Source organism: Janthinobacterium kumbetense (assembly GCF_023703445.1).
Classification (GTDB): domain Bacteria; phylum Pseudomonadota; class Gammaproteobacteria; order Burkholderiales; family Burkholderiaceae_D; genus Janthinobacterium; species Janthinobacterium kumbetense.
Window position 1 is genome coordinate 241,033 of the sequence record NZ_JAMQGR010000008.1, and the last position, 24,816, is coordinate 265,848.

The following is a 24,816-nucleotide window of genomic DNA, read 5'->3' on the forward strand; positions in this document are numbered from 1 at the left end:
CGTTTTTTTATGCCCGGCATGCCTTGCCCGGCCCCGGCTCAGGGAAAGGCCCAGTATTGCGGCGCCTGCGAGGGAATGCCCTTCAAGCCGCCGCGATTTTTTGCCCGTTGCCCCGTCTTGATCATGGTGGCGATATCGGTCAGCAAGACGCGGTTGCTGGCGAAGTAATCGTGCCCCATGAAGTTCATGATGACGGCCGAGGCATCGACGAGCTCCATGCCGGGAATGCCGACGACGGGACCGCGGATGTCGCCTATCCTGTCCCAGTCGGCAAAGTTGTAGGAAGCGCGGATCGCCTTGTCGTTCGCGGACGCGTACAGGGTGGCGGAGAGCTTGAGGCTGGCAAAGCGGGGGGCGATCTGGTCGCGGAAGACATCGGCATTGATGTCCGGCGCCGCCAGCACCACCTGCTTGAACAGGGGCAGCAGGTCGGGGCGCTTTTCCAGCAGGTTGGCCAGGGCCACGGTCATCGGACGGTTGCCCATGCTGTGGGCGATGAGGTAGATATCGGTGGCCGAGGAGTGCTCCGCGAAATCGGCCAGGAACGCCTGCAGGTGCGCCTGCGTCCATTCGGCGGAATTCTGGTCGTATTCGTAGCCGGCCATCGAGCCTTTCGATGGCCAGCTGTAGAACACGGGCAGGGCGCCGATATCGAGGTCGACGGCCATCTGCGCCGTGCGCCGGGCGGCGTCGTCAAAGGAATTGCTGTAGCCATGGATATAGATGAAGGCGGCGCGGCGTTCCGGTGCGGCTTGAATGCTTGCCTTGACGGTGGCGAGGAAATCCGCGCGCGACAGGCGCGTGGTTCCCTTGATCAGCACATATTTTTGCGCATCGTCGCCGGACAGGATGGCGTACCAGGGCGGCAGCGGCAGTTCGCCCGGCGCTCTTTTGTCCGGGATGCTGACGAGGACGCTGCCGTAGCTCAGGTGGGGCGCGGCGCGGTTGGGCTGCCAGCCATAGCTGCGGCTGCTGGCCTGGTATTGCCTGTCGGTGGCGTAGTACACGGTGACGTGCACGGCGCCGGCCGGCGGTGGATCGTTGCCAGGCTTGGCCATGCCGCTGCTGCCCGTGAGCATGCCGCTGCTGCCGGCCAGGTTGCCCAGATTGCCGACCAGGCCGCCGATGCCTGACCATGAGCTGCTCCATGGGAAGGTTGGCGGTGGCCGTCCCACCCCGGTCGCGGGTGGAAATTCTGCCGCTGGCGGCGTTTCAGCGGCCGGCGGCGCTGTGGATGCCAGATCGGTGGCGTGGCCGATGGCATGATCGGCCGGTTCGCCTGGCAGCGTACAGGCCGTCAAAGAGGCCAGCAGGCAAAACAGGCAGCATAAACACCATAGACGCAACGGGCATGACGAGCCTGAATCGCTGCGATGCATGCGGTAGGATTTTCCATGCGCCATGACATCCCCTCCCCGGGCGCTTGTGCGAGACGCGTGATCGTCTGTTCCTATACCTTAGCGCCGCCAGGCGGCGGCGTTCTGATAAATCGCAAGCTTGGTCATGTTGCCGACCCGCTTCGCGACTGCCCTGGCCGGCGCGACTATTCCCTTGCCGCATGTTCACCGGCGCCGCGAAGGCGCTACAATAGCGCTTCCCTTTTCCCTCGCAGAAGAAATCACCATGGCCGTCAATTCCCCCAAGCCCGTCGCCGCCGACTTGAAAGCCGTCGCCGGCATTGAAATCGGTGTTGCCGAAGCCGGCATCAAGAAACCCAACCGCAAGGATTTGCTGGTATTGAAACTGGCGCCGACGGCCACCGTGGCCGGCGTGTTCACCTTGAACCGCTTCTGCGCCGCGCCCGTGCAAATCTCGAAGGCCAACCTGGCCGCCGTGACGGCCGGCGCCGCGCCGATCCGCGCGCTGCTGGTCAATACGGGCAACGCGAATGCGGGCACGGGCGAATCGGGCCTGGCTGACGCGCAGGCCAGCTGCGCCGCGCTGGCCGAGCTGCTGGGCTGCACGCCGCAGCAAATCCTGCCGTTTTCCACCGGCGTGATCCTCGAACCCTTGCCCGTGCAGCGCCTGGTCGCCGGCTTGCCGCAAGCCGTCGCCGCACTGACGCCGGACAACTGGTTCTCGGCCGCCGAAGCCATCATGACCACCGACACGCAGCCGAAAGCCGGCTCGCGCACCGTCGCCATCGGCGGCCACACGGTGACCCTGACGGGCATCAGCAAGGGCGCCGGCATGATCAAGCCGAACATGGCCACGATGCTGGGTTTCCTCGCGTTTGACGCCACCGTGGCGCAACCGGTGCTCGACCAATTGGTGAAGCAGGCGGCCGATAAATCGTTCAACTGCATCACCATCGACGGCGACACGTCCACCAATGACTCGTTCATGCTGGTAGCCACGGGCGCGGGCAGCCTGGTCATCGATTCCATCGACTCGCCGCACTATGCTGAACTGGCGGCTGCCGTGACCGAACTGTCTACTTTTCTCGCGCAAGCCATCGTGCGCGACGGCGAAGGCGCGACGAAATTCATGACCGTGACCGTGGAAGACGGCCGCAACGTGGAAGAGTGCCGCAAGATCGCCTATTCCATCGCCCATTCGCCGCTGGTAAAGACGGCGTTCTTTGCCTCCGACCCGAACCTGGGCCGCATCCTGGCCGCCATCGGCTACGCGGGCGTGGACGACCTTGATGTGGGTCAATTGAACCTGTATCTGGACGACGTGTGGGTGGCCAAGAACGGCGGCCGCAACCCGGACTACCAGGAACAGGATGGCCAGCGCGTGATGCAGCAAAGCGAAATCACCATCCGCGTGAAACTGGCGCGCGGCGATGCCACGGCTACCCTGTGGACGTGCGATTTGTCGCATGACTACGTGTCGATCAACGCCGACTACCGCTCATGACCGGCCTCGATCAATTCCTGATCCGCGCCGAACGGGTACTGGCGCGCCTCGAGTCGATCTTGCCGCCGGCCTTGCCGGCGACGGACTGGAGCAGCTTTGCCTTCCGCTGGCGCCGGCGCCAGGGCGCGGCCAGCCATCTGCAGGCCGTGGCGCACGTGTCGTCCATCGCCTTGGATGACTTGCACAATATCGGCACGCAAAAGGCGCAGATCGAGCAAAATACGCGCCAGTTCGTCAGCGGACGTCCCGCCAACAACGTGTTGCTGACGGGCGCGCGCGGCACGGGCAAGTCGTCGCTGATCAAGGCATGCCTGAACCAGTTCGCCGATCAAGGCCTGCGCCTGATCGAAGTGGACAAGGCGGATCTTGCCGACTTGCCCGACATCGTCGACCTGGTGGCGGCGCGCCCCGAGCGCTTCATCATCTTTTGCGACGACCTGTCGTTCGAAGAGGGCGAGAGCGGCTACAAGGCGCTGAAAGTGGCGCTCGACGGCAGCATCGCCGCGCAATCGGACAATGTGCTGATCTACGCCACGTCGAACCGCCGTCACCTGATGCCGGAACGCATGTCGGACAACAGCAGCTACAAGACGGATGACGACGGCGATTTGCATCCGGGCGAGACGGTGGAAGAGAAAATCTCGCTGTCCGAGCGCTTCGGCCTGTGGCTGTCGTTCTACCCGTTCAAGCAGGATGACTACCTCGATATCGCAGCGCACTGGCTCGCTTCGTTCGGCTGCACGCCGGAACAGATCGCGCAGGCGCGCGGCGACGCCCTGCGCTGGGCCTTGCAGCGCGGTTCCCGTTCGGGCCGGGTGGCATGGCAATTCGCGCGCGACTATGCTGGGAAACTACCTGCGGGAAAGTTGCCGCAATGAGTGATATGAAAGTGACACCGGTGGATGTCGCCGTCGGCATCCTGATGAAGCCGAATGGCGACGTGTTGCTGGGCCAGCGCCCGGCCGGCAAGCCGTATGACGGCTATTGGGAGTTTCCTGGCGGCAAAGTCGAGCCGGGCGAAGCCATTTTTGACGCCTTGAAGCGCGAGTTTGTCGAGGAACTGGGTTTATATATCGACAGTGCCGAGGCCTGGTGCGGCGTCGAATACGTGTATCCGCACGCCCACGTGCGCCTGCATTTCTATATCAGCCGCGAGTGGCGGGGCGAGCCGCAAAGCCTGGAAGGGCAGGCGTTCGCCTGGCAGGGCACGGTCGGCGTGGAACCCTTGCTGCCGGCCACCATTCCCTTGCTGGAATGGCTGGACGAGGTACGCCGGGAATCGCTGGCGCTTGCCTGATTGACACTTGTGCCAGCGGGCAGCACCATGCTGCGTGCTGGCGCAAGCTTTCCTGTGACTTTCCTTGTATCGCGCGCGCTTTGCGCTACAGTGCTTTCATCTAGCATTGGGAGTTGCGCATGCCGCTGACACTGACCTTTACCGATACCGATGAATTGCTGATTGCCGCCCTGCACAAGCGTGCGCGCGCGCATGGCCGCAGCATCGAAGACGAGCACCGCGACATTCTGCGCAGCGCCTTGCGGCCGCTGCCGAAGCGTCCGCTCGACGATATTTTGCGCGGCATGCCCGACGTGGGGCTTGATGCGGATTTCGAGCGCCGCACCTGACGTGCGATGTCCGCCTACCTGGTCGACACGGATGTGATCGTTGCGGCGCGCAAGGGCAGCGCGGCGCCGGAGGGCGTGCGCGCATTTTTCGAACGGGTGGCGCCGGAAATGCGCTATGTACCGGTACAGGTGATCGCGCAATTGCGCGCAGGCATACAGCGCAGCTGGCGGCGCGAAGCGGCGCTGGAAGCACTGGCGCTGGAAGGCTGGCTGGAAGCCGTGCTGGCAGACTATGCGCCGCGGCTGCTGGAATTCGACCTCGATTGCGCCCTCGTGTGCGCCCGCCTGCATGCTCGCGGCCACGCGCATGGCGTCGATGGGCAGATTGCGGCGATGGGCATCGCCTATGGCTTGACGGTGGTCAGCGGCAGGCTGGACAGTTTCTCGGCGCAGGGGCTGCGCCTGGAAAATCCGTTTCGCTGAGAATTATTGCGGCTTGTTGTCTTCGTCCGCCAATGGATCTTCAAACGGATCGGCGGCGGGGATCGTGTATTTTTCTTCGGCCCAGGCACCCAGGTCGATCTGCTTGCAGCGTTCCGAGCAGAAGGGGCGGAATTTGTTGGCTTCAGTCCATTCGACTTTGGCGGCACAGGTAGGGCAGTTAACGACGGTCATGATGGGGCAAATAAGTAACAGTTAAAAATTACAGAGCGTGAGCTCGAATGGTACATCTTCTTCCAGCGGTTTGGGCTTCAAGTCGCCGCCCTGGGTGGTGAAGCGTACCCACAGCATATATTTGTTGGCGGAAATTTCCGGGATGGCGCCACTGCTTTCATCCAGGCTCAGGCGCAGCATCTGGTATACCTTGCCTTGCAGCATTTGCTGGTAGCTGCCGCCATTGGCGATCAGTTTAACGGGTCCGCCGGAATCGCGCAGCAGGCGCAATACCAGGGCCAGCGCGTCGAACAGCGGTGCGAGCGGGGCGAACCAGGCGTGGATGTCGGTCAGGCGCTGTTCCGAGCTGCGTTTCTGCCAGGCAAAGTAGGACGGCAAGTCGAATTCGCAGGCGCCGCCCGGGATGATGGTGCGGCCGCGGATGCTCATCAGCCATTCATTGTCGCGGATATTCTGGCCCGTCTTGCCTTGCGCCGCCACCAGGGCGCCGCTGACACTGTCGAGTTCACCGAGGATGGCGTCCAGGGTTTCCGGTTCCACATTCGGATTGCTGCGGTATCCGAGCAGGCTTTGGCGCTGGCGCTCGAGTTCCTGCAGCAGGTCGGACTTCAGGTCGGCGCGGCCAGCCACTTCGAGCATATCGAAAATAGTTGCCAAGGCAACATGGTGCTGCATTGCATGCTCTTGCTGGATGAAGAACTTGAATTTGTCGTACAGGTCTTCCAGCCGCAACAAGGTACGTATGCGTTCGTTGAAAGGGTATTCGTAGACAATCAAAATAATTCCCTTAAGTAAGGACCTGCAAACAATCCCGTGATTTTGAACCAAGCGTCGACAAATTACAAACGTTGCGGCCCGATTCCGGCCATTCTTTTTGAAAATGCCAGATATAAATCGTGCAACTGGGCAATCTGCGGCGCCAGGGCGGCCAAATCGCCATTATTGTCGATCACATCGTCCGCCGCCGCCAGGCGCATGGTGCGCGTGGCCTGCGTGGCCATGATGGCTTTGACTTGTTCTTCCGATAAGCCATTGCGCGCCATCACGCGCGACACTTGCAGGCTTTCCAGGCAATCGATGACGAGCACCCGGTTGACGCGTTCCACCCATCCGCCGGACTCGACGAGCAGGGGGACGGCAAAGATCACGTAGCTGCCCGTCGCTTCGGCGGCGGCCGCCAGGGTCGCCTGGCGGATGCGCGGGTGCAGGATGGCTTCCAGTTTTGCCTTGGCGGCGGCGTCGGCGAATACGAGGTTGCGCATTTTTGAGCGGTCGAGGGCGCCGCGCGCATCGGCGTAGTCGGGGCCGAATTCCGCCACCAGGGCCGGCATGGCCGCGCCATTGGGCGCCGTCAGGCTGTGCGCGATCTGGTCCGTGTCGACGATGGAGGCGCCCAGCGCGGCGAACTGGTCGGCCACGGTGCTCTTGCCGCAACCGATGCCGCCGGTGAGACCCACGCTGAAATACGGTGCGTTATGTAGTTGCATGTGTTTTTCCATAGGGGCAGTGTTGCGTGGGTCAGCTGGTCAGGCCCAGCGTGAGGCGCGACAGGGGCGTGCCGTACAGCAGCGCGATCAGGCCTGCCGCCGCCAGGTAGGGGCCGAACGGAATCGGTTTGTCGCGCCCCCGCTTGGCAAACACGATCAGGCCGATGCCGACCACGGCGCCGACCAGCGACGACAACAAGATGATCGTCGGCAGCATGGTCCAGCCCAGCCACGCACCGAGCGCCGCCAGCAATTTGAAGTCACCATAGCCCATTCCCTCCTTGCCTGTCGCCAGCTTGAAGGCCCAGTACACGGCCCACAAAGCCAGGTAGCCGGCGGCAGCGCCGATGACGGCGTCCTGCAGGGGTACGAAAGTGCCATTGATATTGATCAGCAAGCCCGCCCACAGCAGGGGGAAGGTGAGGTCGTCCGGCAGCATTTGCGTATCGGCGTCGATGAAGGTCATGGCGATCAGCAGCCAGGCAAACACGAGCGTTGCCAGGCCCGTCCAGCCGCTGCCGAAGTGCCAGACCAGGAGGGCCGACAGCGCGCCCGTCAGCAGCTCGACCAGCGGATAGCGCACGGAGATGGGCGCCTTGCAGGCGCTGCATTTGCCGCGCAGCAGCAGATAACTGACGACGGGAATGTTTTCCATGGCCGTGATGCGGTGGCCGCAAGCGGTGCAGTTCGAGTGCGGCAGCATCAGGTTGTAGCGGTCCGTGTGCGGCAAGGGCAAGCCGCTTTCTTCCGCCACATAATTATCGGATTCGCGCTGCATCATTTTCGGCACGCGGTGGATCACCACATTCAGGAAGCTGCCGACGATCAGGCCGAACAGGGCGGCAACGAGGGCGACGGGCAGATTGCCGGGCGCGGCGAACAGCAGGGTATCTTGCAGCATGGTGAACTTGTCTGAGGTGATGAATGTTGCCGTGCAAACATTGCCTGGCACTGCCGCAGTGTAAAACATCCGCCGGCACATGGGGACGTTTTAGGCGGGTGAATGGTCAAATCACGGCCCCCAGCTTGAAAATCGGCAAATACAGGGCGATCACGAGGGAACCGACGAGCACGCCAAGCACCACCATCAGCGCCGGTTCCAGCAGCGTGGAAAGGGTGGCCACGGTGGCGTCGATATCGGCCTCGATGATGTCGGCCGCGCGCGACAGCATGGCGTCGAGCGCGCCGGACTCCTCGCCGATCAGGGTCAGCTGCGTCAGCAAGGGAGGGAACACGCCGCTGTGTTCCATGGCCAGCGCCAGGCTGCCGCCGGCGCGGATTTCGCGTTCGATGCGCGTCGTCGCTTCCTGGTACAGCGCGTGGTCGGAGGCGGCGCCCACCAGGCCGAGCGAGTCGAGCAGCGGTACGCCGGCGGCGAACATGGCGGCCAAGGTGCGCGTCCAGCGGGCGATCGCCGCCTTGCGCAAGAGGGGACCGAACACGGGCAGGCGCAGCGCCCGCAGTTGCGTGTTGCGCCGCCACGCTGGAGAACGGCGCCAGGCCAGGTGCAGCAGCACGCAAGCGAGCACGAGTACCGCCAGCAAGGCCAGCCAGTAGCGGACAACAAAGGCGGACACGCCCATGACGAGCAGGGTGGGCAGCGGCAAGGGCGCGCCGAAGCTGTCGAAGACCTGGCGGAAAGCGGGCACGACCACGCTCATGATGATGGCCGTGACGACGAAGGCGACGAGTACGATGGCCAGCGGATACATCAGCGCGCCGCGCACCTTCCGCCGCAGGGCGATGGCCTTTTCCTGATGCGTGGCCAGGCGCGCCAGCAAGTCTTGCACGATGCCGGCCTGTTCGCCTGCCGCCAGCAGGTTGCAATACAGTTCGTCAAACAGCAGCGGGAACTGGCGGAACGCCTGCTGCAGGCTGCTGCCCGCTTCGATGTCGTGGCGCAAGTCGCGCATCAGCGCCGTGATGGCGGGCTTGGCATGGCCCTTGCCGGCGATGTCGAAGGCGTGCAGCAGCGGCACGCCAGCCGCCATCATGGTCGACAGCTGGCGCGTAAACAGCGCGATATCCTTGCGCGTGATGGCCTTGCCCGGTGCGCTGCGCGCAGCCTGCACCCGGGTGGCCAGGATGCCCTGGCTTCTCAATGTGGCTTTGGCAGCGCAGACGTCGGCGGCGCGCAAGACGCCGTCGACCGGCTTGCCTTGGCGGTCCGTGCCCTTCCACGCAAAGCGCCGCTCGGCCGCCATGTGCACCTCCTGTCATCACGATAGCAGCGTCAGGAAAAAGTACCAGCGGCGCTGGCGGCAAGCTTGATGTGGCTCAGCCTTTCGTGGTTTGCACTTCCGTCTGCACAGCGGCCTGGGCCTTGACGTCGGCCGCATCCTCCTCGTCGCTGTCCGTGCCCTTGCTGATGCTTTCGCCATCGTCGCGGCGCAAGGTCCAGAAGGTCAGCGAGGACAGCACCGTCAGGGCGGCCAAGGTGAGGAAGGCGTGATGCAGGGCCGTGCTGAGCATGGCGCGGTCCGACTGCGGCATGTCGCCCAGGTACCAGCCCGTGATCAGCGAACCGAAGGCGAGGCCAAAGCTCATCGACAGTTGCTGCATCGAGCTGGCGATCGTACTGGCCATGCTCGAATCGTTCTTGTCGACGTCGGCATACGCGATGGTATTCATGCTGGAAAACTGCAGCGAATTGAAAAAACCCATGCACAGGCTGATGGCGACGATGACGTACAGGGACGTGCCCGCGCTCACCTGCGAAAACATGGCGATGGTCACGCCGATCAGCACGGTGTTGACGATCAGTACCTGGCGATAGCCGAAGCGGGCCAGCACGCGCGCGGAAATGAATTTCATGCCCATGGCGGCAGCGGCCGACGGCATCATCAGCAAGCCCGATTGCCAGGCGGGCAAGCCCAGGCCCAGCTGGTACAGCAGCGGCAGCAGGAAGGGCAGGCCACCCACGCCCAGGCGCGTGACGAAGCCGCCCACCACGGAAACGCGGAAGGTGCGGATCTTGAACAGGGTCAGGCGCAGCAGCGGATGCAGCACTTCGCTTGAATGCCAGACATACGCGGCCAGCAGGCTGATGGAGATGAACAGCAGCACGGCAAACGAGGTGCCGTCGATGCGGTGTTCGCCGAAAATTTCCAGCAGCCATGACAGCAGCGCGATACCCGTGCCGAACAACACGAGGCCGATCAAGTCCAGCGGACGGGGCTTGTCGCCGTAGTAATCGGGCATGTAGCGGTGCGCCAGATACAGCGCGACCAGGCCGACAGGCACGTTGACGAAGAAAATCTCGCGCCACGACAGCCAGTGCACGATCAGCCCGCCGACCGTGGGCCCCAGCAGGGGACCGATCAGGGCGGGGATGATGACGAAATTCATGGCCGCCAGCAGTTGCGACTTGGGAAAGGTGCGGATGATGGTGAGCCTGCCCACCGGCATCATCATGGCTGCGCCCACCCCTTGCAGCAGGCGCGCGGCCACCAGCATGGGCGCATTCACGGACAGGCCGCACAGGATGGAGGCGAGGGTAAAGATGGCGACGGCGGCGGAAAACACGCGCCGCGTGCCGAAGCGGTCGGCCATCCAGCCGCTGATGGGAATGCACACGGCCAGGCTCAGGATGTAGCTGGTGACGACGGCTTTCAGGCTCAGCGGCGTCACATTCAGGCTGGCGGCCATGGCGGGGATGGCGGTGTTGACGATGGTGGAGTCGAGTTGCTCCATGAACAGAGCGGTGGCAACCACCCAGGGAAGGTAGCTTTTAATGGGGGAACTGGTCATGGATGCGAGCCTGAAGAGGAGAAACGGAGCCGACAGTACGATGAATTGTCACATAAATGGCGCCGGCGTGCCGCCCGCGCCTTCCCTTTTGGCAACGTGCCGGGGGCGTAGTCCATGGAACATTTGTTCTATGGCAATAGATTGCGGACAAGGCTAGCATGTGTTTTCTGGCTGCTCCTACCTCTTTTCCCTGAAAGTCACTCCACATGAAAAATGCACTTACGTTCCTTGTCCTGGGCGCGGCCCTGTCCGCATGCGGTGGCGGCAGCGATGGCGGCAGGCCAGCGACGCCGGTGACACCGCCGGCCGTCGTGACGCCTCCCGTCGTTCCCGCCGACAGTGTGACGGTGGCGTCAGTTGCCGTGGCCAGGGAGGCTGGCTTGAGCGTCATTGCCGGCGCCAGCGCCGATGAAAGCGTGTATGACGTGGCTGCCGATATCGGCGACACCTGGCGCATCACGTTCGACAGCGTCAAGAAAACCTATGCCATCCGCGTGCTGTCGACGCAGTTCGGCTTGAGCGACCGCAGCGGCACGTTTACCGCGTCCACCACCGGCAATCTCACCACTTACACGGCAACGGATTTCAGCGTCGCCGTCGATGCGCGCACGCGTCTTCTTTCTGGCAACATCAAATTGGGTAGTGTGGTCTCGACCGTCAGCGGCACCGGCTATGCGGTGGGTGACGTGGCCAAGCTGGCCGGCAACTATATCTTCCTGGGCGGCATGCGCAATGCCTCGAACGGAGGTGACCGTTTCAATCCGAAAGGCAGTCTCAAGATCGCTGCCGACGGGGCGGCCCAACTGTGCAATGGCGGCGTGTTCAATGCGCAAGGCGTGTGCTCGCCAGTATCGCCGCTGCTGGAAGCGGAAAACGCCAGCCTGACCCTGGTCAAGGATGCGAAGAACGGCTTGCTCGTCGCCCGCCAGGGCAGCCAGGACTTCGGCATCGTGCACGTGCATGCGGGGGACCGGGGGCTGGCGCTGTTCATCGACCGCTACAGCCGCAACCAGGAAAACGTCCTGCGCGTGGGCACCATCGTGGCGGCCAGACAGCAGAAAATCGGCACGGAAATCAATGGCAGCTACGCCTGTGCGGCGCAGGGTGGCACGACGGGTAAGATCGACATCGCCAGCAATGCGGCGACCATCACCAATAACGGCACGGGCAAGGTGCACGCGGAAAACGTGACCCTGAACAAGCTGGGCTTGGGTGCGCAGGCCGTCGATGTCGACGGCATCGCCGTGTTCAAGGACCCCGCCGACGTGCCGGCCGACTATTCGATGTTCATGCCCGTGTCATCAAGCATGGCCGTCGAATTTTCGACCGACCGCTCGTACATGGGCATGTGCCTGAAAAAATAATCGTTAGCGTTTGATGCGATCCAGGGCCGCCAGCAGCGGGATGGCCGCATCGGCGATGCGCTCCAGGCTGGCCTCGCGCAGGGCGGCGGTATCCACCGTGTGGCCGGAGTCCAGCCCCGCCCAGCGCAGCAGCGCCGCACACGCGGCGGGCGTGTCGAACATGCCGTGCAAATAGCTGCCGAGGATTTGCCCGTCGCCCGATACCGCCCCTTCCGGACGGCCGTCGATGACAAAAGCCGGCTGCGCCAGCGCCGCGCCATGCGAAATGCCCATGTGGATTTCATAGCCTGCCACGGGCGCATCGGCCGCGCCGGCAAACGCGCAGTGGCCGCGCACCTGTTCCAGCCGCTTGTCGCGCGTCAGCTCCGTCGCCATGTCGAACATACCCAGTCCCGCCGACTCTCCCGCCGCGCCTTCCACGCCCAGCGGATCGCGTACGGACTGCCCCAGCATCTGGAAGCCGCCGCAGATTCCGAGCACCTTGCCGCCATAGCGCAGGTGTTTTGCCAGGTAGGCGGGCCAGCCTTGCTGCTGCAGCCACGCCAGGTCGCCGCGCGTGTTCTTGCTGCCGGGGAGGATCACCAGGTCGGCCGCTGGAATCGGCTGTCCCTGTTTGATGAATTGCAGGTCGATATCGGGATGGGCGCGCAGCGCGTCGACATCCGTGTGGTTGCTGATGCGCGGCAGTTGCGGCACCACCACCTTGAAGGCGCCGCGTTCGGCCTGCATCGCTTCGACGGCGTCCTCCGCGTCGAGGAAGAGGCCTTGCAGGTAGGGCAGCACGGCCAGCACGGGTTTGCCCGTCTGCTGTTCCAGCCACTCGATGCCCGGTTGTAGCAGCGAGATATCGCCGCGGAAGCGGTTGATGACGAAGCCAAGGATGCGCGCCCGTTCGCTGTCGGACAAACAGGCCAGGGTGCCGATGATGTGCGCGAAGACGCCGCCACGGTCGATGTCGGCCACCAGGATCACGGGACAGTCGACGGCTTCCGCAAACCCCATGTTGGCGATGTCGCGCGCGCGCAAATTGACTTCGGCGGGGCTGCCCGCGCCTTCGACGACGACGGCGTCGTACTGCTGGCGCAAGCGCGCGTACGATTCCAGCACGGCGCCCATGGCGATGGTTTTATATTGCTGGTAGTCGCGCGCATCCATCTCGGCGCGCGCTTTGCCGTGGATGATCACTTGCGCGCCCGTGTTCGACGAAGGCTTCAGCAGCACCGGATTCATGTCCGTGTGCGGCGCGATGCCGCAGGCCAGCGCCTGCAAGGCTTGCGCGCGGCCGATCTCGCCGCCGTCGCCCGTCACCGCGCTATTCAAGGCCATGTTTTGCGGCTTGAACGGCGCTACCGTCACGCCACGGCGTTTCAACAGGCGGCACAGGGCCGCGACGACGGTGCTCTTGCCCGCGTCCGACGTCGTGCCTTGCACCATCAGGGCGGGGAAGGGTGTCTTCATGCCTGCCGCTCTTTCTGATTCTCCTGCCACTGCGCGATGATGTCGCTGATCTGGCGCAAGCCTTGCGTGATGGCGGCCGGACCGGGCGAAAGAATGTCGGGCGACTTGATCTCGAACAGCATGTCATTGCGTACGGCGGGAATCGCATCCCAGCCCGGACGTGCCGTCAGCTGCGCCGGCTGGAACTTCTTGCCGCACCAGGTGGCAATGATGATGTCGGGCGCGCGCCGCACCACCTCTTGCGGATCGGCGATGATGCGCTCTTTCGCGCCCGGCTGCGCGGACAATTCCGGGAAGGCGTCGGCGCCGCCGGCGATGCCGATCAATTCCGCCGCCCAGCCGATGCCGCTCATCAGCGGATCGTTCCACTCTTCAAAGTAAATCACGGGCTTGCGCGTCCAGGCTGCGGCGCGGGCCCGGGCGGCTGCGATGTCGACGCGCAGGCTGGCGATCAGTTCACGTCCCGCTTCCTCGCGCTGCACCAGTGCGGCCAGCACGCCGATCATGCGCAGGATGCCTTCCACCGTGCGCTGGTTGAACTGGTGTACCTCGACGCCAGCCTTGACGAGGTCGCGGCAGATATCGGCCTGCATGTCACAAAAACCGATCACGAGATCGGGCTGGACGGCCAGGATGCGCTCCAGGCTGGAAGAGGAAAAACCGCTGATCTTGGTCTTTTCCTCGCGCGCGCGGGGCGGACGCACGGTAAAGCCGGAAATGCCCGCGATGACGTCTTCGGCGCCCAGCGCATACAGCGTCTCCACGGCTTCCGTCGACAGGCAGGCGATGCGCTGGTAGTGACTCGCTGCGTGACTCATGGCGCGGCCTTGGCTGCGGGCGTGTTGCGGCGCTGGCGGGCCACTTCCAGTTGTTCGCACATGGCGGCCGTGCCCTCGATCATGCGCGGGCCGGCGCGGTTCAGCAGGTCGCCGTTCAGGCGGAACAGGTTATTCTTGCGCACGGCCGTCATCGACGGGAAGGCGCGCCACATGGCCAGGCCGCCTTCGCTGCGCGGATCGCTTTTTTCGCTGGTGCCGAAGATGACTTCCGGGTCTTCCTGCAGCACGCCTTCCGGCGTGACGACGGGCGCCACCACCTTCATCGCGGCAAAGACATTTTGCGCGCCGCACACGCGCATGGAATCGCTGATGATGCTCGCGCCGCTCAAGGTATATAAGGGTTTGTCCCACACCTGGTAAAACACGCGCACGGGCTGGCGCTGCGCGTATTGCGCCGTCAGGCTGGCCAGTTTAGCGCGCAGCTGGGCCGCCGCCGGTTTGGCGGTTTTTTCCGTGCCCATCAGCTGCCCCAGGCGTTCCATGCTGTCGGGGATGTCGGCCAGCTTGCGCGGTTCGCTGTGATAGATGGGCACCTTCAACTGGCGCAGCATGGCGATCTGGCGCTCGGCGCTGCCATGCATCCACACGACGATCAGGTCCGGCTTCAGGGCGATGATGCGTTCCATGTCGTACTGGCGGTTGTCGCCCACTTGCGTGATCTTCTTTGCAGCTTCCGGGTAGTCGCTGTAGCTGACGACACCGGCGATCCTGTCGCCGCCACCGGCCGCGAACAGCAGTTCCGTCACATGCGGCGCCAGCGCCAGAATGCGCCGCGCCGGTTTTTCCACGGTGACGGCATTGCCGTCGTCGTCGCGCACGGTGATGGCGGCCTGCGCCTGCAGCGAGACCAGTCCGGCCAGCAGCAGTGCTGTTTTCAAGTGGTTCATATGTGTTTCCATGTGGTGAGGGCCTGCTGCAGGCGCAGCCAGGCGTGTTCGTCGGGGGGCAGGCCCAGGCGGATGCCGTGGGCGGCGTGGCGGAACAGGCGCACCCAGATGCCCGATTCCGCCATGTGGCGCCAGAACGCTTCGGCGCGCTCTTCCGGCCACCACTGGAACAGCGCCGTGCCGCTGCTGGCGATGCCGTGCGCTGCCAATAGCTGGCGCAGGCGCTTGCCTTCGCCGCGCAGGCGCTCGCGCATCGCGTCCTGCCAATGCGTGTCGGCGAGGGCGGCCAGCGCCACGTGCTGCGCCGGGCCGCTGACGGTCCATGGGCCCAGCAGGTCGGCCAGCTGTGCCAGCAAGGCTGGATGGGCGGCGACAAAGCCCAGGCGCAGTCCCGCCAGACCAAAGAATTTGCCGGCGGAGCGCAGCACGATGAGTCCCGGCCGGGCAGAGTGGGAGCCCAGGCTGGCGCACGATTCCGTGTCGCCAAACGCTTCATCGACCACCAGCCAGCCGCCGCGCGCGGCCAGTTTGTCCGCCCACTCCAGCAGCAGCTCGGGCGCGATGCGCTCGCCCGTGGGATTGTTGGGATTGCAGACGACCAGCACGTCGCAGCGGTCGACCGCATCGGCCAGCTGCGCATACGGCACTTGCCGCAACTGGTGGCCGTGCTGGCCCCAGTGGTGCGCATGTTCCGCATACGACGGCGCGGCCACCACCACGCGCGACGGCGCGCGCAGCCGGGGCAGGGCTTGGATGGCAGCCTGCGTGCCGGCCACGGGCAGCATGGCTGGCGCGTCGTAATACGCGCAGGCGGCAGCGGCCAGCGCGGGATCGGCTTCCGGCAGCCGGTGCCAGGCATTGGCGTTCGGTGCTGGCGCTGCATACCAGTGCGGGTTGATGCCGGTCGACAGGTCGATCCAGTCTTCCAACGGCCTGCCGTATTCGCGCGCTGCGTCGCGCAGGTTGCCGCCATGTTCAAGCAAGGTATTTTCCTTTCAGGTAGAACAGGCTTGCCAGCAGCGCCATCCAGATCAGCCACAGCACGGCCGTTTCAGCCACCAGGCGCCAGGCGCGGTCGATATCGCGCGCTTCGGCGGGACGGCCACTGCCCAAAGGCGGGCGGCGTTCCAGTTCGCCGTCGTAGATGGCGTCGCCGCCGAGGGCCAGGCCCAAGGCGCCGGCGCCGCTGGCCATCACGGGGCCCGCATTCGGGCTGCCCCAGTTGGGTGCCTGGCTGCGCCAGCACTGCCACGCGCGCTGCTTGTCCGCCATGGTCTTGCCCAGCAAGACGTACGACAGGGCCGTCAGGCGCGCCGGCAGATAATTCAACAGGTCGTCGATGCGCGCGGCGCAGCAGCCGAACCAGTCGTAGCGTGCGTTGCGGTAGCCCCACATGGCGTCCAGCGTATTGGCCAGCCTGAAGAGCACGGCGCCGGGGCCGCCCGCCACGGCAAACCAGAACAGGGTGCCGAAGACGGCGTCGTTGCCGTTTTCCAGCAGGGATTCGGTGCTGGCCGTGGCCAGGCTGGCCGCGTCGGCATTGGCCGTGTCGCGGCTGACAATGCGCGCCGTCAGCAGGCGCGCGTTGTCCAGGTCATCGATGGCCAGGGCGTCGGCGATGGGCTGATTGTGGTCGCGCAGGCTGCGCAGGCCCAGACATAGGTACAGCAGGAAAACGTGGAGGGCGGCGCCCACCAGGCCGCACAGCCAGTAGGCGGCATAGCTGATGGGGAGCACGGCCAGCGACCACGCCAGCACGCCGCGCAGGAAGCGCCCACGGCCCCGGTTCAGCAGGCGCTCCAGCGCGCTGGCGAGGCGGCCAAAGCCCACCAGCGGATGCCAGCGGCGCGTCTCGCCCAGCAGCAGGTCGAGCAGCACGCCGGCCGCCATCAAGGCGGCCAGCATGGGCAGCGACAAGCCGCTCAGCATGGGCCGCCTTTCAGGTACAGCGGCAGGCCGGCGGCCACAAAGACAGCCTTGTCGCACACGGCCGCCACGGCCTGATTCAAACGGCCCGCTTCATCGGTGAAGCAGCGCGAGATGGCGCCGTAGGGCACGATGCCCATGCCCACTTCGTTCGACACGAGAACGAGGTCGCAGCCGGTGTCTTCGATTTCGGCCAGCGCATACAGCAGGTGCGCGCGCTCGCTGTGGAACAGCTCGGGCAGGGCGATGTCGCCTACGTCCGGATAGGTCTCGCCGCTGGAAAACATCAGGTTGGTCAGCCACAGGGTCAGGCAGTCGACCAGCAGCAGCCGGCCTGGCAGTGCTTCCCGCAGGATGGCGTCGCCCAGGCGCAGTGGTTCTTCCAGGGTTACCCACTCGGCCGGGCGTTGCGCTCGGTGGTGCCTGACGCGCGTGGCCATTTCAGCATCGCCCGCCTGCGCGGTGGCGATGTAGATCACTTCCTTGCCGGACTCGCGGGCCAGCGTTTCCGCATGGGCGCTCTTGCCGGAACGGGCGCCGCCGAAGACCAGGGTGCGCGTCATGGCGCTGTTACCACTCGGTGCCGATTTGCGCGCCGATGCCGGCCGCATAGGCATGCTTGACGACGGCCATTTCCGTGACGGTGTCGGCGATGGCGATCAATTCGTCCGGCGCGCCACGGCCCGTGATGACCACGTGCTGCATGGCCGGGCGTTCCAGCAGGTCGGCGATGACCTTGTGCACGTCGAGGTAGTTGTATTTGAGGGCGATATTGAGTTCGTCGAACAGCACCAGGCCGTAGCTGGGGTCGGCCAGGAAGGTCTTCGCCTGTTCCCACGCCAGTTCGGCCTTTTCGATGTCGCGCTCGCGGTTTTGCGTTTCCCAGGTATAGCCTTCGCCCATCGCATGAAAACTGATTTCATCGGGGAAGCGGCGCAGGAATTTTTCTTCGCCCGTCGACATGGCGCCCTTGATGAACTGCACCACGCCCACTTTCATGCCGTGACCCATGGCGCGGATGGCCATGCCGAAGCCGCTCGAACTCTTGCCCTTGCCATTGCCCGTGTTGACGATGATGATGCCGATTTCCTTGTCGGCCTTGGCGATGGCCGCGTCGATGATGGCTTTTTTGCGTTCCATGCGCACGCGGTGGCGTTCGTTGATGGCCGCGGTGTCCGCGTCGATGTTTTTGTTGTCGCTCATGTCAGTCCTCTTTCGGTATGAATATCTTGCGTTTGCCGTGATCGATGATCTCGATCGGGTGGCCCAGGTAGTCGCCCAGGATGGATGCCCGCATTACCTCGGCCACCGGACCGGCCAGCCAGCCGCCGTCGCCCATCAGCAGTAGCGCATGGGTCGAGACGCGGTGCGCCAGGTTCAGGTCATGCCCCACCATCACCACGGTTTTATTCTGTTCGCGGCACAGCTTTGACAGCAGGCCCATGACGCTGACCTGGTGCGCCAGGTCCAGCGCATTGGCCGGTTCGTCCAGCAGCAGCAAGGGGGTATCCTGCGCCAGCATGGCGGCGATGGCCACGCGCTGGCGTTCGCCGCCGGACAGGCTGCGCACGTCGCGCTCGGCCAGGTGCTCCACTTCCATCGATGCCAGCGCCGCCAAGGCGATGCGCTGGTCGTCGCTGCCTTCCCAGTAATGGTTGTCGTGATACGGGTGGCGCGCAGACAGCACGGTTTCGATGACGCGGTACGAGAACGCATCGTGCCGCGCCTGCGCCAGGAAGGCCCGTTCGCGTGCCAGTTCGTCGAGCGGCCAGTCGACCAGGGCGCGGCCCTGTATCGTCACGTGGCCCGCATCCGGTTCGCGCAAGCCGGCCAGGGTGCGCAGCAAGGTGCTCTTGCCCGCGCCATTGCGTCCGATCACGCTCCAGCATTCGCCATCCTTGATGTGCCAGATGAGGTTTTCCACGAGGGAGCGCGTGCCTGCCTTCAGGCCGAGTTGGTAGGTACGTATCATGTGCGTCGCAACCGGTGCAGCTGGTACAGGAAGACGGGCGCGCCTATCATGGCCGTGACCACGCCGACGGGCAGCTGTAACGGTGCCAGTACGGTGCGCGCAAGCGTGTCGGCCAGTACGAGGAAGGTGCCGCCGGCCAGCGCGGCAGCCGGTATCAACAGGCGATGGTCGGGGCCGCAGGCAAAGCGCAGCGCGTGCGGCACGATCAGGCCGACAAAGCCCACGCTGCCGGCGCTGGTGACGGCGCTGGCCGTGAGCAGGCCGGAACAGAAGAACAGTCCCTTGCGCAGGGGGCCTACGCGCACGCCCAGGGTGCTGGCCGCTTCCGCGTGCAGCGCCATGACGTTCAGCGAGCGCGCGCAGCGCAGTGCGAAGACCAGGGCGCCCGCCAGGACCAGCCAGGGCATCAGCCGCGCGGGAGCGCCGGACAGGTCGCCGATCATCCAGAACACCATGCTGCGCAAGCGGCTTTCCGGGGCGATGGACAGCATCAGGGTGACGATGGCCATGCAGGCCGAAGCCAGGATCACGCCCGTCAGCAGCAAGAGCGAGGCGCCGCCTTCGGCCGCCGTGCCGCCGCGCAGGTCGCGGCGCGCAAAAAAGTACAGCAGCATGGACACGCCGACGGCGCCGGCAAAGGCAGCCGCGTCGACGACCCACAGCGCGCACATGAACAGCAGCGCGGCCAGCGCGCCAACGGAAGCGCCGGCGGAAATGCCCAGCACGTAAGGATCGGCCAGGGGATTGCGCAGCAGCGCCTGCATCATCAGGCCGGCCAGCGACAGCGCCGCGCCGGTGACAAAGGCGGTCAGCGCGCGGCCCAGGCGCAGGTCGAGCAAGGTGGCGGCGAGGGTATCGGTCTTGCCCTGCACGACATGGAACAGGGCGGAAGGCAGGTCGGCGAGCGGGATCGCGATCGAACCGATCATGCCGGAGAAAATCAGGCTGGCAACCGCGCACACGATCAGCACCGTGAGGATCACGGTGGCGCGGTGGCGCATGTTGCGGAAAAATGGGTGCATGTACTGCCTTAGGTGAAACGGGAGCGGTGCAAGTGGCTGCGGACTTCCTCAGATGCGTTGGTAGGGCGTATACGAAAAATGGCCCGCATGCGATTGCGCGTACGGGCCATTGTAATCAACTCCTGGCCGCTTTAGAAATCGTAGCGTGCCGAGAGTTTCATCTGGCGGCCATTGCTAGGATAGATGCCACCTTTGCAGCTGTAGGCGTTCGTGAAGTACTGCTTGTCGGTCAGGTTCAAGGCATTGACCGCCACTTCCCAGGCGCCGAACTTGCGTGCATAACGGGCGTCAAAGGTGGTGAACGACGGGATCTTGGCAGCGCAGGTATTGGCAAAATCGCTGCCATAGCGCTGGCTGTCGACCCATTGCGCGCCGATGTCCGCGCTCTGGCCATCTTTTGGCACCCACGACAGACGGGCCGACAGGGTGTTCTTCGGGATCAGCGTCAGTTCCTTGCCGGAATTGACGCCTTCGGTGAAGGTTGCCTTTACGTGCTGGTAGTGGCCGCTGACGCGCCAGTCAGCGGCGATATTCGCGCTGGCATCGAGTTCAATACCCTGGTGCTTGGTTGGATCCAGGTTGGTGTTGGCACCCCAGCCCGATTCGCCTGCCGTCGGATCGTAATAGATTTCGTTGGTCAGCTTGTGGCGGAAGATGCGCGCATCGAGCTTGACGATACTGTTGTCGTAGGTCGCGCCCAGCTCCAGGTCGTGCGAAGTTTGGCCTTGCAGAGGCTTGTTTGCAACGGGGGTGGAGTTATTCTCATCGGCGTTCGCCACGCGATAGCTTTGGCCAGCCTTGGCGTACAGATTCACCTGCGGTACGACATCGAAGCTGCCCTGTACGTCCCAGGCATTGAAGTTCTGCTTGATGTTGTAGGCTGTCGTGGGGTATCCGATAGGGTCGTTGAAGTCCTTGTCGAAGGTTTCGTGGCGTACGCCTGCGGCGATACGGAAATTTTTCGGACCCGCGAACTTCAACTCATCGCGCACGTAGAATGCCTGAGATTTTTGATTCGCCTTGGCCAGTGAATAAGAACTGTCGATGTCGGAATCCCATTTGATGAAGTCGACACCTGCAACGATCTCATTGAGCATGCCGTCAAACAGGCCCAAGTGACGCAGGCGTGGCGAAAACTGGTTTTGTTTAGTCTTGGCTTGCCTTGGGCTTCCGAAGTTCGTCTTGGCCGTCTTTTCGCTGCGAGACAATTCCGCTGCCAGATCCACTGCTCCCAGGCGGCCTTCGGCGAACGCGGTGTAGCGGTCGCTGTCGATCGAACCGAAATCTTTTGGCGTCTTTGTCTGGCGTGGATTGGCTTCAAACTGGGCCATTGTGAGGCTGCCCGGGAAACGAATATCCTGGCGCGTGCTGTCGATACGCAGGCCGGCGCGAACATCCTTGCCGCTCCATTGTGCGCCGCCGCTGAAGGTATTTTGTTTGTATTCGTTGTTATCGCGGTAGTTGTCCGTTTCCAGTCGGCCGATGGCGGCGTTCAGCGCCACGTTGTCCCAGGATTGAACAACGGAACCGCGCACTTCGCGCTGGCCCAGTTGGCCTGCTTCGGCGAAGATCGTACCGCGGCCAGCCTGTTTGCCAGGACGTTTTGTGACGATGTTGATCACGCCGCCCGTGGCGCCGTCGCCGTACAGGACGCTGCTGCCGCCGCGTGTGATTTCGATGCGTTCGACGCTATCGATGGGGATGGTTGTCAGCAGGGGATCAGCCAATTCATTTTCCGACAGGCGCACGCCGTCGAGGACCACGACCATGTTCTGGCTGGCGGTGGCGCCAAAACCGCGCAGGTCCAGGGTAAAGTTATCAGGATTGCCTAGCAGGCCTTGACGGCCGTAGACGCCGCCGATCTTGCGGATGGCCTGGTTTACGTCCGTGACGCCCGCGCGGCGGATTTCATCGGCCGTGATGACGGTGGCGCCGATCGGTTGCAATGCCGGGTCGCTGTTGAAGCGGGAGCCCGTGACGACGATCTGGTCCAGCGTTTTGCCAGCGCTTTGCGCGAAGGCAGGAGCGGCGGCGATGAAGCACAGGGAGATGGCGGAAACCAGGGCGCGCGGCGCCATTGCCGGCGCGCGGCGGTGTAATACGGGAGCAGTCATGATATCGTTTTCTTCGGAAAAAGCACCCGGCTCGCGTCCCCGCAAGCCAGATTCAACGGAAGGCGCGGCGCCCGGCAAGGCCCGCACTTCCACCTGTCCTGGCCGGTATCCGGGCTGGCAAGTACGGCTATCTCACCTTCCCATGCTCGATGATTGCAAGCACAGTGGTTGTCAGAGATAGCTTGTCGTCCGCTTCCGGCAGGGAGGGGCGACACTTGCTTACCGTTGCGGGGGCAGCACACGCTCGCCGCAATCGCGGCATCGTGTTTCCCGTTTAACTGCGCTCATGGACATGAACGCGGGCACCAAAACCCCGCCATTATACGTGCAGCAGGCATGGACTGACATGGTCGGCTGGACAATTCAATATCAGAAATCGACGACGACCGTCGCACCGTAGGCGATTTTATGGGCGGAATGGGCGGCCAGCAGGGCTGTTCCCTCCAATGGCAGCCGGGCTTGCAGTGCCGACAGCAGGCGGATGGTGCCCGCATGGCAGATGATGACGACCGTTTCGTGTTGTTCGCGCAACAGATCGCCTAGAAACGCGTCGACGCGGGCGGCCATCGCCAGCACGTTCTCGCCCCCGCCGGGGCGGTACCAGGCCAGGTCGGCTGCCCAGGCATCGATTTCCGCGCGCGCAATCGCGTGCCAGGGTTGCATTTCCCACGCGCCGAAATCCATCTCCGCCAGCCGCGCATCGAAGCACAGTGCGCTGGAAGGCAAGTCCTGCGCCAAGGCCGCCGCCAGGCCGGCGCAGCGGCGCAGCGGACTGGCATACAGCGGTACATGCGGCGGCAAGGTTACCTGCAAGCTGGCGCGCACCGTGGCCATTTCATGCGGTGCCACCGCCACGTCGCTGCGGCCATAGCAGGTACCGCTGGTCACCTGCGGCGCGGGGTGGCGGACGAGGATCAGGCGCATGCTTGTTCAGTAGAAGCGCAGTGGAGGCTGAAAGCTGGACAGGATGGCCAGATAGACCGCCACTTCCGCCACCTGCTGCACGGCGCCCAGGCAGTCGCCCGTGTAGCCTTGCAGGCGGCGCTGGCATTTGCGGCCCAGCCAGAAAGCGGCAGCTGCCGCCACCACGACGGCAAAGACCAGCGTGGCCCAGTCGAATATCCCCAGAGCGCCGCAGGCGATGACGGGCAGCAGGCCGCAGACGGTGGCGATGATGAATTCACCCGTGCGCATTTCCTGCGCCATGGGCTTGGACTTGCCTTCGTCGCGTGCATAGTCCATGAACCGGATCAGCGAGACGGCGGCCAGGCGGGACAAAGGATGGGCGATGCACAGTGTCGCCACGACGATGTGTGGCGGCAACGAGGCCAGCGCCGTGCACTTGATGGCCAGCAGGCAGATGATGCCGATGGCGCCATACGCGCCAATGCGCGAGTCCTTCATGATTTCCAGCACACGCTCGCGCGTCAAGCCACCGCCAAAGCCGTCGCACATGTCGGCGAAACCATCTTCATGGAAGGCGCCCGTCAGGTAAATGCTGGCAGCGACGGCTAGCAGCACGGCCACCGCAGAAGGCAGCAGCCAGCTGGCCAGCAGATACACGGCGCCACTGATGGCGGCCACCACCAGACCCACCAGGGGAAAGTAGCGCGAGGCGTGCTGCAGCCAGGCCGGCTCGAATCCCACCCAGCGTGGGATCGGCAGGCGCGTGAAGAACTGCAGCGCGATGAAGAACAGACGGCACTGGTGGATTGCGGCGGAAACGGGATTGGCCATGGTCTTAGTCTGGCGTGGACTTTTCGCTGACCTGTGCCGAGGCGAAGGTCGCCATCTCGCGCATGAAGTTGACGGCCGCGTGCAGCAGCGGCAAGGCCAGCGCGGAACCCGTGCCTTCGCCGAGGCGCAAATCGAGGTGCAGCAGCGGACGCGCGCCAAGGCTGGCCAGCAGCTGGCGGTGACCGTTTTCATCAGAGCAGTGCGAAAACACGCAGTAATCGAGGATGGCTGGCTGCAGGCGCGCCGCCACCAGCAGTGCGCTGCTGACGATGAAGCCATCGATCAGCAGAATCATGCGCCGTTCGGCCGCTTTCAGCATGGCGCCGGCCATCATGGCGATTTCGAAGCCGCCGAAGGTGGCCAGCACGTCGAGCGGCTCATCGACTGCCGCATGATGGGCGACGGCCGCTTCGATCACCTGCTGTTTATGTCGTACGCCCTCTTTCGACAGGCCCGTGCCAGCGCCGACGCAATCGGCAACGGGCGTGCCGGTCAGCTTGTGCATCAATGCTGCCGCGGCCGTGGTGTTGCCGATGCCCATTTCGCCAAAGCCCAGCACATTGCCGCCCAGGCTGGCGACCAGGTCCATTCCCGCCTGCATGGCGGCCAGACACTGCTCCCGGCTCATGGCGGGCTCTTTGGCAAAGTTGCGGGTGCCGGGACCTTGTTTGCGGTCAAGCAAGCCGTCGCGCGGGCCGAAATCGTGGTTTACGCCCGCGTCTACTATATATAAGGTGGAATCGTTCTGGCGGGCAAAGACATTGATGGCGGCGCCATTGCCCAGGAAGTTTTCCACCATCTGCCAGGTCACGCTTTGTGGATAGGCAGAAATGCCTTCGGCAACGACGCCATGGTCGGCCGCGAAAACGATGATGGCGGGCTGGTGCAGCGCCAGTTGCGTACTTTGCTGGATCAGGCCGATTTGACGGGCCAGGGTTTCCAGCATGCCGAGGCTGCCCAATGGCTTGGTCTTGCTGTTGATGGCATGTTCAAGTGCGCTGGACAGGGCGGAATTGGCGGTAGGGCTGATGTGTGGGATAGGCATGGGAATCTATGTGGATGAGGCAGGGTATGGTCGGCGCTACGATATCACACAGCAATATTTACCCAACTGCAAAATAGCGCTTGCGGGGTGCGCAGGGCACGGCTATAATTCG

Annotated in this window: 26 protein-coding genes and 1 riboswitch; of the genes, 6 read left to right on the forward strand and 20 right to left on the reverse strand. The window is 64.1% G+C overall.

Annotated features, from left to right (window positions below; translation table 11 throughout):
* Positions 1 to 38: 38 nt before the first annotated feature.
* A complete protein-coding gene (locus NCG91_RS21315; protein WP_251351082.1) occupies positions 39 to 1,301 on the reverse strand; it encodes an alpha/beta hydrolase in 1,263 nt (420 codons plus the stop codon).
* Positions 1,302 to 1,623: 322 nt separating this feature from the next.
* Here NCG91_RS21315 and argJ point away from each other — a divergent pair, with 322 nt between their 5' ends.
* The 5 genes from argJ (at position 1,624) to NCG91_RS21340 (ending at position 4,911) form a co-directional block, all read left to right on the forward strand.
* Positions 1,624 to 2,862, forward strand: a complete 1,239-nt coding sequence (gene argJ / locus NCG91_RS21320; RefSeq protein ID WP_251351083.1) for a bifunctional glutamate N-acetyltransferase/amino-acid acetyltransferase ArgJ — start codon at positions 1,624 to 1,626, stop codon at positions 2,860 to 2,862.
* Positions 2,859 to 3,740, forward strand: coding sequence for an ATP-binding protein (locus NCG91_RS21325; RefSeq protein ID WP_251351084.1), 882 nt, complete (start codon positions 2,859 to 2,861; stop codon positions 3,738 to 3,740). The genes argJ and NCG91_RS21325 overlap by 4 nt, the downstream gene beginning before the upstream one ends.
* Positions 3,737 to 4,159 (forward strand): NUDIX domain-containing protein, encoded by a 423-nt coding sequence (locus NCG91_RS21330; RefSeq protein WP_251351085.1) that lies wholly within the window; start codon positions 3,737 to 3,739, stop codon positions 4,157 to 4,159. Before NCG91_RS21325 ends, NCG91_RS21330 begins: the two co-directional genes overlap by 4 nt.
* Before the next feature lie 119 nt (positions 4,160 to 4,278).
* Positions 4,279 to 4,488 carry a FitA-like ribbon-helix-helix domain-containing protein gene (locus NCG91_RS21335; protein ID WP_251351086.1) on the forward strand — a complete coding sequence of 70 codons (210 nt, stop codon included), beginning with the start codon at positions 4,279 to 4,281 and terminating at the stop codon, positions 4,486 to 4,488.
* A gap of 6 nt (positions 4,489 to 4,494) precedes the next feature.
* Positions 4,495 to 4,911 carry a PIN domain-containing protein gene (locus NCG91_RS21340; protein ID WP_251351087.1) on the forward strand — a complete coding sequence of 139 codons (417 nt, stop codon included), beginning with the start codon at positions 4,495 to 4,497 and terminating at the stop codon, positions 4,909 to 4,911.
* Positions 4,912 to 4,914: 3 nt separating this feature from the next.
* Here the strand turns inward: NCG91_RS21340 and yacG are convergent, their stop codons facing one another.
* From yacG to NCG91_RS21370, 6 genes are all read right to left on the reverse strand, one after another.
* Positions 4,915 to 5,106 carry a DNA gyrase inhibitor YacG gene (gene yacG, locus NCG91_RS21345; protein WP_034748814.1) on the reverse strand — a complete coding sequence of 64 codons (192 nt, stop codon included), beginning with the start codon at positions 5,104 to 5,106 and terminating at the stop codon, positions 4,915 to 4,917.
* Positions 5,107 to 5,124: 18 nt separating this feature from the next.
* Positions 5,125 to 5,880: a cell division protein ZapD gene (zapD, locus tag NCG91_RS21350; RefSeq protein ID WP_077399896.1), complete on the reverse strand. Its 756-nt coding sequence runs from the start codon at positions 5,878 to 5,880 to the stop codon at positions 5,125 to 5,127.
* 62 nt (positions 5,881 to 5,942) lie between these two features.
* The gene (gene coaE / locus NCG91_RS21355) at positions 5,943 to 6,590 is read right to left on the reverse strand and encodes a dephospho-CoA kinase (protein WP_251351088.1); all 648 of its coding nucleotides are present in this window, start codon (positions 6,588 to 6,590) and stop codon (positions 5,943 to 5,945) included.
* A gap of 31 nt (positions 6,591 to 6,621) precedes the next feature.
* A complete protein-coding gene (locus tag NCG91_RS21360; protein ID WP_099665416.1) occupies positions 6,622 to 7,491 on the reverse strand; it encodes a prepilin peptidase in 870 nt (289 codons plus the stop codon).
* A 106-nt stretch (positions 7,492 to 7,597) separates the two neighbouring features.
* On the reverse strand, positions 7,598 to 8,794 hold the full coding sequence (locus NCG91_RS21365) for a type II secretion system F family protein (protein ID WP_251351089.1): 1,197 nt from the start codon (positions 8,792 to 8,794) through the stop codon (positions 7,598 to 7,600).
* Between the two features lie 73 nt (positions 8,795 to 8,867).
* The gene (locus NCG91_RS21370; RefSeq protein WP_251351090.1) at positions 8,868 to 10,340 is read right to left on the reverse strand and encodes a DHA2 family efflux MFS transporter permease subunit; all 1,473 of its coding nucleotides are present in this window, start codon (positions 10,338 to 10,340) and stop codon (positions 8,868 to 8,870) included.
* A 206-nt stretch (positions 10,341 to 10,546) separates the two neighbouring features.
* Here NCG91_RS21370 and NCG91_RS21375 point away from each other — a divergent pair, with 206 nt between their 5' ends.
* Complete coding sequence (locus tag NCG91_RS21375) at positions 10,547 to 11,704, forward strand: hypothetical protein (RefSeq protein WP_251351091.1); 1,158 nt, start codon at positions 10,547 to 10,549, stop codon at positions 11,702 to 11,704.
* 3 nt (positions 11,705 to 11,707) lie between these two features.
* Here the strand turns inward: NCG91_RS21375 and NCG91_RS21380 are convergent, their stop codons facing one another.
* The 13 genes from NCG91_RS21380 to cobT all read right to left on the reverse strand — a co-directional run bounded on the left by NCG91_RS21380 (position 11,708) and on the right by cobT (position 24,704).
* Positions 11,708 to 13,162 carry a cobyric acid synthase gene (locus NCG91_RS21380; protein WP_251351092.1) on the reverse strand — a complete coding sequence of 485 codons (1,455 nt, stop codon included), beginning with the start codon at positions 13,160 to 13,162 and terminating at the stop codon, positions 11,708 to 11,710.
* Positions 13,159 to 13,980 (reverse strand): ABC transporter substrate-binding protein, encoded by an 822-nt coding sequence (locus NCG91_RS21385; RefSeq protein WP_251351093.1) that lies wholly within the window; start codon positions 13,978 to 13,980, stop codon positions 13,159 to 13,161. Before NCG91_RS21385 ends, NCG91_RS21380 begins: the two co-directional genes overlap by 4 nt.
* Positions 13,977 to 14,888 (reverse strand): cobalamin-binding protein, encoded by a 912-nt coding sequence (locus tag NCG91_RS21390; RefSeq protein ID WP_251351094.1) that lies wholly within the window; start codon positions 14,886 to 14,888, stop codon positions 13,977 to 13,979. Before NCG91_RS21390 ends, NCG91_RS21385 begins: the two co-directional genes overlap by 4 nt.
* Positions 14,885 to 15,871, reverse strand: a complete 987-nt coding sequence (cobD, locus tag NCG91_RS21395) for a threonine-phosphate decarboxylase CobD (protein WP_251351095.1) — start codon at positions 15,869 to 15,871, stop codon at positions 14,885 to 14,887. Before cobD ends, NCG91_RS21390 begins: the two co-directional genes overlap by 4 nt.
* Complete coding sequence (cbiB, locus tag NCG91_RS21400; RefSeq protein ID WP_251351096.1) at positions 15,864 to 16,817, reverse strand: adenosylcobinamide-phosphate synthase CbiB; 954 nt, start codon at positions 16,815 to 16,817, stop codon at positions 15,864 to 15,866. Before cbiB ends, cobD begins: the two co-directional genes overlap by 8 nt.
* Positions 16,811 to 17,377 carry a bifunctional adenosylcobinamide kinase/adenosylcobinamide-phosphate guanylyltransferase gene (cobU, locus tag NCG91_RS21405; RefSeq protein WP_251351097.1) on the reverse strand — a complete coding sequence of 189 codons (567 nt, stop codon included), beginning with the start codon at positions 17,375 to 17,377 and terminating at the stop codon, positions 16,811 to 16,813. Before cobU ends, cbiB begins: the two co-directional genes overlap by 7 nt.
* A 7-nt stretch (positions 17,378 to 17,384) precedes the next feature.
* Complete coding sequence (gene cobO, locus NCG91_RS21410) at positions 17,385 to 18,017, reverse strand: cob(I)yrinic acid a,c-diamide adenosyltransferase (protein WP_251351098.1); 633 nt, start codon at positions 18,015 to 18,017, stop codon at positions 17,385 to 17,387.
* A 1-nt stretch (position 18,018) separates the two neighbouring features.
* Positions 18,019 to 18,786: an ABC transporter ATP-binding protein gene (locus NCG91_RS21415; protein ID WP_251351099.1), complete on the reverse strand. Its 768-nt coding sequence runs from the start codon at positions 18,784 to 18,786 to the stop codon at positions 18,019 to 18,021.
* Positions 18,783 to 19,808, reverse strand: coding sequence for a FecCD family ABC transporter permease (locus tag NCG91_RS21420; RefSeq protein ID WP_251351100.1), 1,026 nt, complete (start codon positions 19,806 to 19,808; stop codon positions 18,783 to 18,785). Before NCG91_RS21420 ends, NCG91_RS21415 begins: the two co-directional genes overlap by 4 nt.
* A gap of 131 nt (positions 19,809 to 19,939) precedes the next feature.
* Positions 19,940 to 21,922, reverse strand: a complete 1,983-nt coding sequence (locus NCG91_RS21425) for a TonB-dependent receptor (RefSeq protein ID WP_251351101.1) — start codon at positions 21,920 to 21,922, stop codon at positions 19,940 to 19,942.
* Between the two features lie 83 nt (positions 21,923 to 22,005).
* A riboswitch (cobalamin riboswitch) is annotated at positions 22,006 to 22,247 on the reverse strand.
* A 44-nt stretch (positions 22,248 to 22,291) separates the two neighbouring features.
* Positions 22,292 to 22,846, reverse strand: coding sequence for a histidine phosphatase family protein (locus NCG91_RS21430; protein WP_251351102.1), 555 nt, complete (start codon positions 22,844 to 22,846; stop codon positions 22,292 to 22,294).
* Positions 22,847 to 22,852: 6 nt separating this feature from the next.
* Positions 22,853 to 23,659, reverse strand: a complete 807-nt coding sequence (locus NCG91_RS21435) for an adenosylcobinamide-GDP ribazoletransferase (protein WP_251351103.1) — start codon at positions 23,657 to 23,659, stop codon at positions 22,853 to 22,855.
* A gap of 4 nt (positions 23,660 to 23,663) precedes the next feature.
* On the reverse strand, positions 23,664 to 24,704 hold the full coding sequence (cobT, locus tag NCG91_RS21440; RefSeq protein ID WP_251351104.1) for a nicotinate-nucleotide--dimethylbenzimidazole phosphoribosyltransferase: 1,041 nt from the start codon (positions 24,702 to 24,704) through the stop codon (positions 23,664 to 23,666).
* Positions 24,705 to 24,816: the final 112 nt, after the last annotated feature.